We start from the raw sequence: 14,188 nt of genomic DNA on the forward strand, positions 1-14,188 counted from the left end.
CTCACGTAACGTCGGTCAGCCGGCGCGCGGGTGGGACGCGAAGAAATCCCAGAGCATCGCGCTCGCCTTGTCGGGCCACTGGTGCCCGCCACCCTTGATCTTGCAGAAGGCCACCGCGACGCCCCGGTCGCCCTTGCCGGTGCTCTCGCACACGGTGTCGTCGGTCAGCGCCTCGACCGGCTCGCTCGCCTCGGGCAGCCCGGCGACCCGGCGCCAGAAGTCGACCGCCTCCGACACGGGCGGGAACGGCCGCCGGTCGTTGAAGTCGCGGTTCCCGCCGCCGTTGAACGGCACGCTGCCGTCCGCCGTCCCGTGGAAGATCATCGCCGAGACGGGCCGGCCGGGGTCGCAGTCGGTCACCAGCGCCCCCTCCACGACCCCGATCGCGGCGACCTTCCCGGGCTTCTCGCAGGCCATCCGGTACGCCATCCCGGCGCCGTTGGAGAACCCCGTGACGTAGACGCGGTCCGGGTCGGCCAGCCCGGCGCCGGTGAGCTTGTCGATCAGCTTGGTCAGGAACCCGACGTCGTCCACGTCGCCGATCTTCGCCGCGCCGCAGCAGTCGCCCGCGTTCCACGTCGTCATGACGCCGTTCGGATAGGCGACGAGGAAACCGTTCTCGTCCGACAGCCGGTTGAAGCCGGACAGGTCCTCCATCTTGCCCATGGTGGCGAGCCCGCCGTGCAGGGCGATGACCAGCGCGGGCGGGTCGGCGGGCTTGCCGCCCTCCCACGTGCCGCCGGTCACCTTGGACGGGACGTGCAGCAGGAACTCGCGGTGCCCGATCGTCCCCACATCGATCTTCTGCTTGTGCGTGCCCTGGGAGGTGGGGATGCCGTCCACCTTCGCCGGCCGCCCGCCCTCCCCGCCCGCGCCCTCGCCCCCGGTCTCGTTCGTGCAGCCCGCAAGGACGAGGGTGATCGCCAGGACCACGAGCAGGATTCGCCGCATGGAAGCAAAACTAACCTCAAATCAGGTCCACAAACTACTCATCAGTAGTGATCGGGGTGATGTCCAGGCGTGTGCCCGTGAGCGGCACGGGACACGCCGCCGCACCCGTCTCGGCCGGGACGGCGGCGAGACGGGCGGGTGGCGCGTAAGCTCGAAGGGACCCGCCCTGAGCTGCCGCGTCGCGCCAGGGCCCGCCCCGTCCCCACCGCGACAAGAGTGAGACCGTTGAACGAATATGTGCTGACCCTGTCATGCCCCGACCGGCCCGGCATCGTCGCCGCCGTCTCGGGGCTGCTGGCCGAGCGCGGCTGCAACATCCTGGAGAGCCAGCAGTTCGGCGACGGAGACTCCGGCACCTTCTTCATGCGGGTGCAGTTCGCGGTCCTGGACGACACCGACCCGGACGAGCTGCGCGGCGCGTTCGCGTCCCTGGTGCCCGAGCTCGGGCTGCAGTGGCGGCTTCGCGCGCTGGCCGACCGCCCGCGCGTCCTGATCATGGTGTCGAAGGGCGGGCACTGCCTGAACGACCTGCTCTACCGGACGCGGTCGGGGCTGCTCGACATCGACATCGTCGCGGTCGCGTCCAACCACCCCGACCTGCGGCCCCTCACCCAGTCGTACGGGATCGACTACCACCATCTGCCCGTCGGCTCCGGCGGCAAGGCCGCGCAGGAAACCGAGATCCTGACGCTGGTCGAGCACTACCGCGCCGACCTCGTCGTCCTCGCGCGGTACATGCAGATCCTCTCCGACGACTTCTGCGCCAAGCTGCCCGGCGCGATCATCAACATCCACCACTCGTTCCTGCCGAGCTTCAAGGGCGCCCGCCCCTACCACCAGGCGCACGCGCGCGGCGTGAAGCTGATCGGGGCCACCGCCCACTACGTCACCGCCGACCTGGACGAGGGCCCGATCATCGAGCAGGAGGTCGCGCGCGTCGACCACACCCACAGCCCCGAGGAACTGGTGGCCGTGGGACGCGACGTCGAATGCCTCGCCCTCGCCCGCGCGGTCCGCTGGCACTCCGAGCACCGCGTCCTGCTCAACGGGGACCGGACGGTCGTCTTCCGCTGACCTGTTCCACCGGCCGGCGCGTTCCGTCCGGCGCGTTCCGTTCGGCCGACGCGTGAGATGTCGGCATGGCGAGTTTCACTCCACGTGACAATGCCTCACCATGGGTGACGATGTCGGTCGTGCCGATTGGCTCACGGGGGTGGCCATGACGGAGACGCTGGTCAAGGACCTGATCGAGGAGGCGCAGAGCAGGCGGCAGGCGCGGCGGCTCGCCGTCCGCGAGTTCCGGCCGCGCCGCGCGTTCGCCGGGGTCGCCGCCGCGCTGCTGGTGACCGTCGCGGGCGGGGTCGCCGCCATCGAACTGCTGGCCGCCGCGCTCGGCTCCGGCGTCCATCCCGTGCCGGGGGTGGCCGTGATCGCGGACGCGCTGCGGCGGCTCTCCTGGCGGGACCCGGACGTCCTGCTGGGGTCCGGCGCGACCGCCTTCCTCGGCCTCGCGTTCCTGCTGGCCGCGCTGCCCGGCCGCCTGCGCGGCATCCCGCTGGCCGGCTCCGACCCGCGCCAGGCCGGCGCCGTCGGGCGCGCCGCCCTGCGCCGGACGGTCGCGGACGCGGCGCTCGACGTCCCCGGCATCGAAAGCGCCCGCGTCCGGGGCCTGGGGCTCTTCCGCAGGGGCCTTCTCGTCAGGGCCGTCACCGACTACCGCAACCCGGCCAACCTCGCGGAACTCGTCCACCTCGCAATCGACGCCCGGCTGGACCGGATAGAGCCGATGCACCGGCCCCAGGTCGACGTCCGGCTCGGCTGGCGAAGGGACTGACATGAAGATCGCGATAGCGGTGCTCGGGGCGGTGCTGTTCGCGTGCGGCGCCACGGCGTTCGCCGCCGGCCTCGGCGCGTTCGGCGCCGTGGCGGAGCGTCCGCTGCTCGACCCGGCGCCGGCCCGGTTCGCCGCCGACCACGGCTGGTTCCTGCCGGCGGCCGCCGGCATCGCGGAGATCCTGGCGCTCGCCGGCCAGTTGTGGCTGGTCGTCCAGGCCCGGTACGCCGTCCACCAGTGGTGGCCGGACGTCGACCCGCAGACCCGCGTCCGCGCCAGGGCCGCGGCCGGCGACCTGGCCCGGGCCGCGCGCGAACTGCCCGGCGTCCACGCCACCCGGGTCCGGCTCACCGGCACCGCGGACAAGCCCCGGCTGCTGCTGAAGGTCGCCTGCGCCGGCGACACCCTGGTCGGCGAGGTGTACGGGGAACTGGGCGCGGGCCCGGTCGAACGCTACCGCCGCGCCGTCGGCATGCCCGACCTGCCGGTGGTGATCCGCTTCCGCCCCGACCGCCCGCGGCCGGGGAGACGCCGCCGCCCGCAGCCCGAGGCCGCCTGACCGGACGCGGGCCGCCCGGCGTCGGAGGCGGGGTGACGCCGACGCCGGACGGCCGCCCCCGAGATCGTTCACCGGCGCGTTGAGCTGCGGCGCGCCGCCTTCGTCGGCGGATTTCGGAAGGACGGCACGCCGCAGGCCGGCGCAGTGCACCCGGTGGACGAAAACCCGGGCGGTGCGTTCGCGGTACACGGGGCGGCGCCCGTCCGGGAGCCCGTGCCCTTGCGGGCGCGGATCCCGGACGGGCGCCCGCGCCCTCGGCAGACGCCCATGTGCCGGCGGAGCGGGCACATGCACACGGCGGGCGCCTGCGCTGGGGGGAGGGGCCGCGCAAGTCGGAAGCGAATGGTCGGTGGGGGACTGAACGCTGTGCACCCGTCACTATGCGAGTTCTGATGCGGGCGGTCACCCTTGTGTACATTTCGTTCACGGTGGGTCCGAGACGAAAGGTGCGCGTGTGCGGCGTCCCGGATGGACGGTTCCCGGCAACTGGAGCCTGGCGCGGCAACTGCTGGTGCTGCAGGCCGCGATCGTCGGGCTGCTCGTGGCGGCCGGCGCGACCATCGCCTACCTGGACGCCGGCCGGTCCTCGGACGACGCCGCGACGCAGACCGTCACGGCGGTCGCGCAGAGCATCGCGGACGCGGACAACGTCCGTACCGCGGTCGCGTCGCCCGACCCCAGCAGCCTGCTGCAGCCGTACGCCGAACGCGTCCGCCACGACACCGGCGTCGACTTCATCACGATCATGAGTCCGGCGGGGATCCGCTACACCCACCCGAACCCGTCCCGGATCGGCGGGCACTTCGTCGGCAACACCGGGCCCGCCCTCGCCGGCCTGACGTTCACCGAGACCTACACCGGCACGCTCGGCCCGTCCGTCCGCACCGTCGCACCCGTCTACGACGGCGGCAAGATCGTCGCGCTGGTCGCCGTCGGCATCACGATCCGCGTCATCTCCGCGGAGCTGCGGCAGCGGCTCCTCTACCTGGTCGGTGTCGCCGCCGCCGTCCTGGCGGTCGGCGTGGCCGGCAGCTACCTGGTCGCCGCCCGGCTGCGCCGCCAGACCCGCGGCGTCGCGCCCGGCGAGCTGCGCGAAATGTTCGAGTACTACCAGGCGATCCTGCACACCGTCCGGGAGGGCCTCCTTCTCCTGGACCGGTCGGGACGCGTCGTCCTCTGCAACGACGCCGCCCGGGACCTCCTCGATCTGAACCCCCCGAAAGTGCCCTCGGCGGAACTGCGGGGACGGCTCGTCACGGAGCTGGGCCTGCCGGACGAGCTGGTCGCCACGCTCGTCTCACCGGAGCCGCGCTCCGACGAGATCCACGTCGCCGACACCCGCGTCCTCGTCGTGAACACCTCACCCGTCCGGTCGCGGGACCGGGCGATGGGCAACGTCGTCACCCTGCGCGACCACACCGAGCTGCAAGGGCTGACCGGTGAGCTCGACACCGTGCGCGGGTTCGCCGAGTCGCTGCGGTCGCAGGCGCACGAGGCCGCGAACCGCCTGCACACGGTGGTGTCGCTGGTGGAGCTGGGCCGCCCCGAGCAGGCCGTCGAGTTCGCCACCGCCGAGCTGAGGACCGCGCAGCGGCTCACCGACCGGGTCGTCGGCTCGGTGACGGAACCGGTGCTGGCGGCCCTGCTGCTCGGCAAGTCCGCGGAGGCGGGAGAACGCGGCGTCGACCTGGTCGTCACCGAGGACACCGTGATCGAGGGCGTGGCCGAGCCCCGCGACCTCGTCACCATCCTCGGCAACCTCATCGACAACGCGGTGGACGCCGCACTCGCGGGCGCGGACGTCCGCCCGCCCCGGGTGGTCGTCAGGGCCCGCAAGGACGACGGCGCACTCGTCCTGCAGGTGTCCGACAGCGGGCCCGGGGTGGACCCGGACGCCGTGCCCGAGATGTTCAGGCGCGGCTGGACGACCAAGACGTCCGGCGGGACCGTCGGCCACGGCCTCGGTCTCGCGCTGGTCGGGCAGGCCGTCCGGCGCCACGGCGGCGACGTCCACGTGGGGCACGACGCCGGCGCCGTCTTCACCGTCCGGCTGCCCCTGGACCCGTCATGATCAGAGTGCTCGTCGTCGAGGACGACCCGGTCGCCGCCGAGGCGCACCGCTCCTACGTCGAACGCGTCGCCGGTTTCGCCGTCTCCGGCGTCGTCCACTCCGGGGCGGACGCGCTGCGGTTCTGCGAGCGCACCGGCGTCGACGTCGTCCTGCTGGACTTCTATCTGCCCGACACCCACGGCCTCAAGGTGTGCCGCGCGCTCCGCGCCGGCGGCTGCGACGTGGACGTCATCGCCGTCACCTCCGCCCGCGACCTGGCCGTGATCCGGTCGGCGGTGTCGGTCGGCGTCGTCCAGTACCTGCTCAAGCCGTTCACGTTCGCGTCCCTGCGCGACAAGCTCGACCGGTACGCACGGTTCAGGGAGCGGGCGGTCGGCGCCGGCGAGGTCAGCGGCCAGGCCGACGTGGACGGCATGCTCGCCACCCTCCGCACCCCCGACCACCGTTCGCTGCCCAAGGGCATGAGCGGCGAGACGCTGCAGGCCGTCACCGAGGTGCTGACCGGCGCCGCCGACGGGCTGTCCGCCGCGGCGGCGGCCGACCTCACCGGCGTCTCCCGCGTCACCGCCCGCCGCTACCTGGAGTACCTCGCGGAGAACGGCCTGGCGTACCGCCGCCCCCACTACGGTCAGGTCGGCCGCCCGGAATTGCGCTTCTACCCCGGGTAGACGGGGTACGCATGGGGCGAGGGTGAAACGACTTCGGGGGAGTTGTCGTGAACGACAAGGCAGACAGCGCCGACGACAAGGCGACCGGGGGCACCGAGCGGGAGCGCGAGAAGCGCCCGCCCCGCACCGAGGGCGAGGGGCAGAAGAGGAAGCCCGGCGACGCCGCCCGCAAGATGCGTGAGATGTTCAAGGGGCAGGGGCTGCCACGCGACGTGCGCAACACGCCCCGTGAAGGCGGCGCCCGCTCCGCGCCGGTCGAGTGAACCGGCATTGACCCGCTGTCTGCGCCTGGTGCCCGGAGAACGGGCGTCAACCGTCATCTGATGCTTGACGACACTTTGTGGTCCATTGAGGGCTATTCGAGGTTTATGGGGTTAATGTCCGAGGTGAACGTAACGTCGAGGACATGAAGGAGGCACGCTTGTCCGACCTCGAAGTCTCGGGCGGCTCCACCACGGGGTCCTTCGACGTTTGGAGGGAACAGGCGCACCACAGTATGGGCCCCTCCCGCTGAGCGGCCCGATCGCCCGGGGGTCACGACGGTATACGCCGTGACCCCCGGGTTCTGTCTTTCCGGCCCCGGCCCCGGTCCCGGTTCGCGGGTGTGAGGCAGGGCACGGGGAAGTGGGTTGTGTTTTCCAACTTACTGATCGCATACTTCGAGAGCGAGTTGGAAAACACAACGGAGGTGGGATCATGCGGGACGCGGTAATCGTGGAGGCGGTGCGCACGCCGGTCGGCAAGGGCAAGCCCAACGGGATGCTGCACGACGACTACCCGGCCGACCTGCTGGCACGGACCCTGAAGTCGCTCGTCGAACGTGCGGGCATCGACCCGGCGCAGGTCGACGACGTCGTCGGCGGCGTCGTCACCCAGGTCGGCGACCAGGCGCTCAACATCACCCGCACGGCCGTCCTGGCCGCCGGGTTCCCCGAAAGCGTCCCCGCCATGACCGTCGACCGGCAATGCGGCTCGTCCCAGCAGGCCCTGCACATCGCGGCGCAGGGCGTGCAGAGCGGCGCGTACGACATCGCGATCGCGTGCGGCGTCGAGTCGATGTCGCGGGTCCCGATGGGGTCGAGCGTGCTGCCCGGCAGCAACCCGTACGGGGCGATGCTCGGCGAGCGGTACCCGGACGGCCTCGTCGGCCAGGGCATCAGCGCCGAACTCATCGCCGCCCGCTGGGACCTGTCCCGCGAGGAACTCGACGCCTTCGCCGGCGAGTCGCACCGGCGCGCCGCCGAGGCATGGAAGAACGGCGAGTTCGACCGCGAGGTCGCCTGGACGGGGCAGCGGGACGAGACCGTCCGCCCCGGAACGTCCCCCGAGATCCTCGCCGGGCTCAAGCCCGCCTACTACGACGAGCGCATGGCCGAGCGGTTCCCCGAGATCGGCTGGAAGATCACCGCGGGCAACGCGTCCCCGATCAACGACGGCGCCGCCGCCGTCCTGGTCATGGGCGCCGACATCGCCGAGCGCCTCGGCCTGCGGCCCCGCGCCCGCTTCCACGCCTTCGCCGTGACCGGTGACGACCCGCTGCTGATGCTCACCGCGATCATCCCGGCGACCGAGAAGGTCCTCGACCGGGCCGGCCTCGCACTCACCGACATCGACCTGTTCGAGGTGAACGAGGCGTTCTCACCCGTCGTCCTCGCCTGGCAGCGCGAAACCGGCGCCGACCTCGCGCGCGTCAACGTCCGCGGCGGCGCGATCGCCATCGGCCACCCTCTCGGCGCCAGCGGAACCCGCATCATGACGACCCTGCTGCACGCCCTCGAAGACCGCGGCGGGCGGTACGGGCTGCAGACCATGTGCGAGGCCGGCGGCCTCGCCAACGCCACCGTCATCGAGAGGCTCTGACGGATGAGCCGGCCAGGTCCCGCGGATAGGCTTCCCGGTATGCCGAAGGACGCCCATCCACGCGAGTGTTCGGTCGCCGACACCCTGGACCTGGTCGGCGAACGCTGGAGCCTGCTCGTCATCCGCGAGCTCAGCTACGCGGTGCGGCGCTTCGACCAGATCGTCCGCAACACCGGCGCGTCCCGCGACATCCTCGCGTCCCGGCTCCGCAAACTGGAGGCGAACGGCATCATCCGCCGCGAGCGCTACAGCGACCACCCGGCCCGCTACGAATACCACCTGACGCCCGCGGGCGTGGAACTGTGCGACGTCCTGCTCGTCCTGATGAGGTGGGGCGACCGTCACCTGCACGCGGACGACCCGCCCGTCCGCTGGCAGCACTCCTGCGGGCACCCGGTCAGCCCCATGGTCATCTGCCGCCACTGCGGCAACGAGGCCCGCCAGGGCGCCCACTCGCCCACCGGCCGCGGCGCCCTGACCCCATGAGGAACTCCAGGACGTCGGCGCGGTGTCCGGGGAGCGTCAGCCGGGGCCGCCGCCGATGCTGATCTCATTGCCGTCCGCGTCCCGGTAGGTCACCTTGGTCACGCCGCCGTCGTACGTCTCGCGCGTCGCGGGTTCGAGGTCCCCTCACAAACTCATCGCTGCGTGTCCTGTACGGGGGCGTGCCATTCGTCTTAGACATGAGGGTGGACAGCCCAGTCATGAAGGAGGTGGAGGCACCGTGCCGGACGAGGACAAGAAGCGGGCAGCGTACCGAGCCCTGGTGGGTCGCGTGCTGAACGGGGAGGGCCGGGCGTCGGCGGAGCAGCGGGCGCGCGCCTTCGGCAACGACGGCCTCCCTCCGCCGTTGGACGCGCTGATCGGCAAGGTCGCCGGCAGCCCGGCGCAGGTCACCGAGGCGGACCTGGCCGCGGCGAAGGCGTCGGGCTGCACCGAGGACCAGCTTTTCGAGCTGGTGATATGCGCCGCGGTCGGCCAGTCCGCCCGGCAGTACGAAGCCGGACTGGCGGCCCTGGCCGAAGCGACCGCTCAGGGGAGTCCGGATCATGCGACTTGACATCCTCGACCATGGTTACGGCCGCGGTACCAAAGTGCTGTTCGCGCTCATCAGGCTGTTCTCCAGGCATCCGGTACCGGACGCCGCCAGGCTGGTCTTCTACCGGCCCGATTTCTACGGTGCCCGCGCCAAGGAGTTCACCCACGAGGCGATGCGCGGGCCGTCCGCCTGGTCGGTGGGCGACCGGGAGCTGATGGCGGCCTACGTGTCCGAAGTGAACGGGACCGCGTTCTGCGTCGGCGCGCACACCGCGACGGCAAGCCAGGCGTACCAGGACGGGCCGCGGGTCGCGGCGGTGCTGGCCGACCTCGAAACCGCGCCCGTCGAAGAGCCGCTGCGGGCCACGCTGCGGATGCTCGGCAAGCTGACCCGGGAGGGAAAGGCCGGCGCCGAGGACATGCGGGAAGTGCTGGCCGCCGGTGCCTCACCCCGGCAGATCCAGGACGCGCTGGCGGTCTGCGCCGCCTTCAACATCACCGACCGGCTCGCCGACGCCTTCGGCTTCGAACCGCTCACCCCCGAGGGCTACGAGGCAGGAGCCAGATACCTGCTCAAACGCGGCTACCGGTAGCCGGACCGCGTACGTTCACCCGGACCGGCCGTACGTCCCCGCGTCAGCCTCCCCGCGTCAGCCTCCCGGTGTCAGCATTCGATGACGTTCACGGCGAGGCCGCCCCGGGAGGTCTCCTTGTACTTGTCGAGCATGTCGCGGCCGGTGTCGCGCATCGTCTTGATGGCCTTGTCGAGGGAGACGAAGTGGCGGCCGTCGCCGCGGAGGGAGATGCGGGCGGCGCTGATGGCCTTGATGGCGCCGACGGCGTTGCGTTCGATGCAGGGGACCTGGACGAGGCCGCCGACCGGGTCGCAGGTGAGGCCGAGGTTGTGCTCGATGCCGATCTCGGCGGCGTTCTCGACCTGCTCGGGGGTGCCGCCGAGGACCTCGGTGAGGCCGGCGGCGGCCATGGAGCAGGCGGAGCCGACCTCGCCCTGGCAGCCGACCTCGGCGCCGGAGATGGAGGCGTTCTGCTTGAACAGGACGCCGATCGCGCCGGCGGTCAGCAGGAACCGGACGATGCCGTCGTCGTCGCAGCCGGGGACGAAGCGGTCGTAGTAATGCAGGACGGCCGGGATGATGCCGGCGGCGCCGTTGGTGGGGGCGGTGACGATGCGGCCACCGGCGGCGTTCTCCTCGTTGACGGCCAGGGCGAAAAGGGTGACCCAGTCCATCGCGTGGAGGGGGTCGGACGCCTTTTCGGTGGACAGCTGGCGGTGCAGCTGGGGTGCGCGGCGGCGTACCTTCAGGCCGCCGGGCAGGAGGCCCTCGCTGGTGCAGCCCCGGGTCACGCAGGCGCACATGACGTGCCACAGGTTCAGGAGGTCGTCGTGGATCTGCCGTGCCGTCCGGCCGAACGCCTTTTCGTTCTCCAGCATGAGGGCGGAGATCGACAGGCCCGTCTCCCGGCAGCGTTCGAGGAGTTCGGCGGCCGTGTCGAAGGGGTGGGGCAGGGCGGTGTCGTCGGGTTTGATGCGGTCGGCACCGGTGGCGTTCTCGTCCACGACGAAGCCGCCGCCGACGGAGTAGTAGACCCTTGTGCGCAGTTCGTCGCCCGAGGCGTCGAGGGCTGTGAAGCGCATGCCGTTGGGGTGGCCGGGGAGCGATTTCCTGCGTTCGAAGACGAGGTGTTCGTTGACCACGAAGGGGATTTCGTGGTCGTCGAAGAGGCGCAGGGTTCCGCGTTCGCGGATTCTCTCCAGGCGGGCGTCTATGCCGTCGACGTCGACCCGTTCGGGTTTGTCGCCTTCGAGGCCGAGGATGACGGCCTTGTCGCTGCCGTGGCCCTTTCCGGTGAGGCCGAGGGAACCGTAAAGCACCACCTGGACGGAGGCTGTCTTCTCCAGGAGGCCGTCACGGTGCAGGGCTTGGGCGAAGCGGTGTGCGGCGGCCATCGGGCCGCCGGTGTGGGAGGACGAGGGGCCGATCCCGATTTTGAACAGGTCGAAAACGCTGATGGCCATTGCTACTCCGTTGTAGCTCGCGCCCCCTCCCGGAATGGAAGGGGGCGCGGTGCCGTCACAGGTCCGGGTACAGGGGATGCTCGTCGGCGAGGGCCTTCACGCGGGCCGACAGGGCGTCGCGGTCGAAGGCCGGCTGGAGGGCCAGCGCGATGATGTCGGCGACCTCGGCGAAGTCGGCGGTGGTGAAGCCGCGGGTGGCGAGGGCGGGTGTGCCGATCCGCAGGCCCGACGTCACCATCGGCGGACGCGGGTCGTTCGGGACGGCGTTGCGGTTGACGGTGATGCCGATGCCGTGCAGGCGGTCCTCGGCGTCGCGGCCGGTGAGGTCGGAGTCCACGAGGTCGACAAGGACGAGGTGGACGTCCGTGCCGCCGGTCAGGACCCTCACGCCGGCCTTGGCGGAGTCCTCGGCGAGAAGACGTTCGGCGAGGAGCCTGGCTCCCTCGACGGTGAGGGACTGGCGGGCGCGGAACTCGTCCGAGGCGGCGATCTTGAGGGCGACGGCCTTGGCGGCGATCACATGCTCCAGCGGGCCGCCCTGCATGCCGGGGAACACCGCGGAGTTGATCTTCTTGCCGTACTCCTCGCGGGCGAGGATCAGGCCGCCGCGGGGGCCGCCGAGCGTCTTGTGCGTGGTGGTCGTGACGATGTCCGCGTACGGGACGGGCGACGGGTGCAGGCCCGCGGCGACGAGGCCGGCGAAGTGCGCCATGTCGACCATGAGCAGGGCACCGGACGAGTCGGCGATCTCCCGGAACGCCGGGAAGTCGAGCTGCCGCGGATACGCCGACCAGCCCGCCACGATCATCTTGGGACGGTGCTCGGCCGCGAGGGACGCCACCTCGTCCATGTCGACCAGGCCGTCCTCCGCGCGGACGTGGTACGGCACCACGTTCAGCGTCTTGCCGGAGTAGTTCAGCCGCATCCCGTGGGTGAGGTGCCCGCCGTGCGCGAGGTCGAGCCCGAGGATCGTGTCGCCGTGCTGCAGCATCGCGAAGTACACGGCCGTGTTGGCCTGCGCGCCGCTGTGCGGCTGGACGTTCGCGTGCTCGGCGCCGAACAGCGACTTGGCGCGGTCGATGGCGAGCTGCTCGGTGACGTCGACGTGCTCGCAGCCGCCGTAGTAGCGCCGGCCGGGGTAGCCCTCGGCGTACTTGTTGGTGAGGACTGAGCCCTGCGCCTCCAGGACCGACACCGGCGCGAAGTTCTCCGAGGCGATCATTTCGAGGGTGGACTGCTGCCGACGGAGCTCGGCGGCGACGGCCGCGGCGACCTCCGGGTCGGCCGCGGCGAGCGAATCGTTCAGGCTCAAGATCAGCTCTCCTCGATCAGCTTGTCGTAGGCGACGGAGTCGAGCAGGTCGCCCGGCTCGTCGGAGATGCGGACCTTGAAGATCCAGCCCTCGCCGTACGGGTCGTCGTTGATGACCTTGGGCTCGTCCACCACCGCGCTGTTGATCGCGGTGATCTCGCCGCTGACGGGGGAGTAGATGTCGCTGACGGACTTGGTCGACTCGATCTCGCCGCAGGGCTCGCCCGCCTCGACGGCGTCGCCCTCGGACGGCTGCAGTTCGAGGTAGACGATCTCCCCGAGGGCGTCGGCGGCGTGCGCGGTGATGCCGATGGTGACGATGCCGTCCTCGCCACCGAGGCCGGACACCCACTCGTGCTCTTCGCTGTAGCGGAGCTGCTCCGGAACGCTCACGATCACTTCTTTCTGGTCATGGTGGGGTGTCACTGTGGGGGTGACCCCCGCACCCTCACACCTTCTCTTCTAGGAACGCTTGTAGAACGGGAGGGCGACCACGTCCACCGGCTCGTGCCGGCCGCGGACGTCCACCGCGAGGTCCGTCTCCTCGGCGCCGCTGTCGAGGTACGCCAAGGCGATCGGCGTGCCCAGTGTGGGCGACGGGGCGCCGCTCGTCACGACCCCGCACGGCGTGCCGCCCGACGTGACGACCTGATACCCCTTTCGCGGCGCGCGACGCCCGCGCGCGACCAGTCCCACGAGCCTACGGCCGGGCGGGGTCTGCGCCAGCGCCGCCAAGGCGGTCTTTCCAACGAAGTCGCCCGGCTTGTCCAGCTTCACGATCCGGCCGAGGCCCGCCTCGAACGGCGTCGTCTCGGCCGTCAGCTCGTTGCCGTACAGCGGCATGCCCGCTTCGAGACGGAGCGTGTCGCGCGCGGACAGCCCGGCGGGGACGACGCCGTCCACCCCGGCGAGCGCCTTCCACAGCGCGACGGCGTCGGACGCGTCGACGAACAGCTCGAAGCCGTCCTCGCCCGTGTACCCGGTGCGCGCGATGAGGGCGTCGACGCCCGCGACCCGCCCGGCGACGACCGCGTAGTACTTGAGGTCGGCGACGGCGGCGTCGGTGAACCCTTCGAGAATTTCCTGGGAACGGGGACCCTGCAGGGCGATCAGCCCGTAGGTGCCGGAACGGTCCTCGACGGCCGCCTCGAAGGCCGCTGCCCGTTCGGTCAGCGCCTCCCGGACGACGCCCGTGTTGGCGGCGTTCGCGACGACCATCCAGGTGGCGTCGGCGAGCCGGTAGACGATCACGTCGTCCAGGACGCCGCCGTCCTGCCCGCAGACCACCGTGTAGCGGGCCTTGCCCACCGGCATCGACGCGAGACTGCCGACCAGCGCGAAGTCGAGCGCCGCGCCCGCGCCCGGCCCGGAGACGAAGATCTCCCCCATGTGCGACAGGTCGAACAGCCCCGCGCCGGTGCGGACGGCCTGGTGCTCGGCGGTCTCGCTCGCGTAGCGCAGCGGCATCAGGTAGCCGGCGAAATCGACGAGGTTCGCGCCGAGGTCCTGGTGGACGTCGTGCAGCGGCGTCTTCTTCGCGGTCGGGTCGGCGGACATCGGTTCGGCTCCTTCGTCGCGGGCGCGTATGGTCCATCGTCCCACTCGCGCACCGGTCGGCTCGGTGCCTCCCCCTCTGTCATCGGCGCCTGAGAGATTCACCCGCCACCGGGGCGGGCTTTCACCTTCGGCGGGGGACCCGGGCCCCCGCTTTCCAGAGGTCGCCGTACCCGTGCGGTCCATGGTGCCTGAGAGGTTCCGGGGAGGATTTGCTCCTTCGGCGTCCCTCACCGGCTGCAAGGGACTCTCCCGCACGGGATCATCGGCTGCGCCAGTATTGCATTCCTCTGCGTGCGTCCGA

General features: G+C 71.4%; 15 protein-coding genes and 1 riboswitch. Of the genes, 10 read left to right on the top strand and 5 right to left on the bottom strand.

What is annotated here, in order from left to right:
- Positions 1–15: 15 nt before the first annotated feature.
- Complete coding sequence (locus ACGFK0_RS24535; RefSeq protein WP_392908537.1) at positions 16–951, bottom strand: alpha/beta hydrolase family esterase; 936 nt, start codon at positions 949–951, stop codon at positions 16–18.
- Positions 952–1,176: 225 nt separating this feature from the next.
- Here ACGFK0_RS24535 and purU point away from each other — a divergent pair, with 225 nt between their 5' ends.
- From purU to ACGFK0_RS24585, 10 genes are all read left to right on the top strand, one after another.
- Positions 1,177–2,025, top strand: a complete 849-nt coding sequence (gene purU, locus ACGFK0_RS24540; protein ID WP_392908539.1) for a formyltetrahydrofolate deformylase — start codon at positions 1,177–1,179, stop codon at positions 2,023–2,025.
- A gap of 145 nt (positions 2,026–2,170) precedes the next feature.
- On the top strand, positions 2,171–2,785 hold the full coding sequence (locus tag ACGFK0_RS24545) for a DUF6286 domain-containing protein (RefSeq protein WP_392908541.1): 615 nt from the start codon (positions 2,171–2,173) through the stop codon (positions 2,783–2,785).
- 1 nt (position 2,786) lies between these two features.
- Positions 2,787–3,344, top strand: coding sequence for a hypothetical protein (locus ACGFK0_RS24550; protein WP_392908543.1), 558 nt, complete (start codon positions 2,787–2,789; stop codon positions 3,342–3,344).
- A gap of 454 nt (positions 3,345–3,798) precedes the next feature.
- A complete protein-coding gene (locus ACGFK0_RS24555) occupies positions 3,799–5,415 on the top strand; it encodes an ATP-binding protein (RefSeq protein WP_392908545.1) in 1,617 nt (538 codons plus the stop codon).
- Positions 5,412–6,083, top strand: a complete 672-nt coding sequence (locus ACGFK0_RS24560) for a response regulator (RefSeq protein ID WP_392908547.1) — start codon at positions 5,412–5,414, stop codon at positions 6,081–6,083. The genes ACGFK0_RS24555 and ACGFK0_RS24560 overlap by 4 nt, the downstream gene beginning before the upstream one ends.
- Positions 6,084–6,130: 47 nt before the next feature.
- The gene (locus tag ACGFK0_RS24565; protein ID WP_392908549.1) at positions 6,131–6,346 is read left to right on the top strand and encodes a hypothetical protein; all 216 of its coding nucleotides are present in this window, start codon (positions 6,131–6,133) and stop codon (positions 6,344–6,346) included.
- A 433-nt stretch (positions 6,347–6,779) separates the two neighbouring features.
- A complete protein-coding gene (locus tag ACGFK0_RS24570; protein ID WP_392908551.1) occupies positions 6,780–7,943 on the top strand; it encodes a thiolase family protein in 1,164 nt (387 codons plus the stop codon).
- A gap of 39 nt (positions 7,944–7,982) precedes the next feature.
- Positions 7,983–8,429 (top strand): winged helix-turn-helix transcriptional regulator, encoded by a 447-nt coding sequence (locus ACGFK0_RS24575; RefSeq protein ID WP_392908553.1) that lies wholly within the window; start codon positions 7,983–7,985, stop codon positions 8,427–8,429.
- A 238-nt stretch (positions 8,430–8,667) separates the two neighbouring features.
- The gene (locus ACGFK0_RS24580; RefSeq protein WP_392908555.1) at positions 8,668–9,003 is read left to right on the top strand and encodes a hypothetical protein; all 336 of its coding nucleotides are present in this window, start codon (positions 8,668–8,670) and stop codon (positions 9,001–9,003) included.
- The gene (locus ACGFK0_RS24585) at positions 8,993–9,574 is read left to right on the top strand and encodes a carboxymuconolactone decarboxylase family protein (RefSeq protein ID WP_392908557.1); all 582 of its coding nucleotides are present in this window, start codon (positions 8,993–8,995) and stop codon (positions 9,572–9,574) included. Before ACGFK0_RS24580 ends, ACGFK0_RS24585 begins: the two co-directional genes overlap by 11 nt.
- 71 nt (positions 9,575–9,645) lie before the next feature.
- Here the strand turns inward: ACGFK0_RS24585 and ACGFK0_RS24590 are convergent, their stop codons facing one another.
- From ACGFK0_RS24590 to gcvT, 4 genes are all read right to left on the bottom strand, one after another.
- Complete coding sequence (locus ACGFK0_RS24590; protein WP_392908559.1) at positions 9,646–11,019, bottom strand: L-serine ammonia-lyase; 1,374 nt, start codon at positions 11,017–11,019, stop codon at positions 9,646–9,648.
- Positions 11,020–11,074: 55 nt separating this feature from the next.
- Entirely contained in the window at positions 11,075–12,331 is a 1,257-nt protein-coding gene (glyA, locus tag ACGFK0_RS24595) for a serine hydroxymethyltransferase (RefSeq protein WP_392908561.1), read from the bottom strand.
- A 2-nt stretch (positions 12,332–12,333) separates the two neighbouring features.
- Positions 12,334–12,723 carry a glycine cleavage system protein GcvH gene (gene gcvH, locus ACGFK0_RS24600; protein WP_392908563.1) on the bottom strand — a complete coding sequence of 130 codons (390 nt, stop codon included), beginning with the start codon at positions 12,721–12,723 and terminating at the stop codon, positions 12,334–12,336.
- 69 nt (positions 12,724–12,792) lie between these two features.
- A complete protein-coding gene (gcvT, locus tag ACGFK0_RS24605; RefSeq protein WP_392908565.1) occupies positions 12,793–13,887 on the bottom strand; it encodes a glycine cleavage system aminomethyltransferase GcvT in 1,095 nt (364 codons plus the stop codon).
- A gap of 165 nt (positions 13,888–14,052) precedes the next feature.
- A riboswitch (glycine riboswitch) is annotated at positions 14,053–14,149 on the bottom strand.
- Between the last annotated feature and the right edge of the window lie 39 nt (positions 14,150–14,188).

It is taken from the genome of Spirillospora sp. NPDC048823 (genome assembly GCF_043198445.1).
In the GTDB taxonomy this organism is placed as follows: domain Bacteria; phylum Actinomycetota; class Actinomycetes; order Streptosporangiales; family Streptosporangiaceae; genus Spirillospora.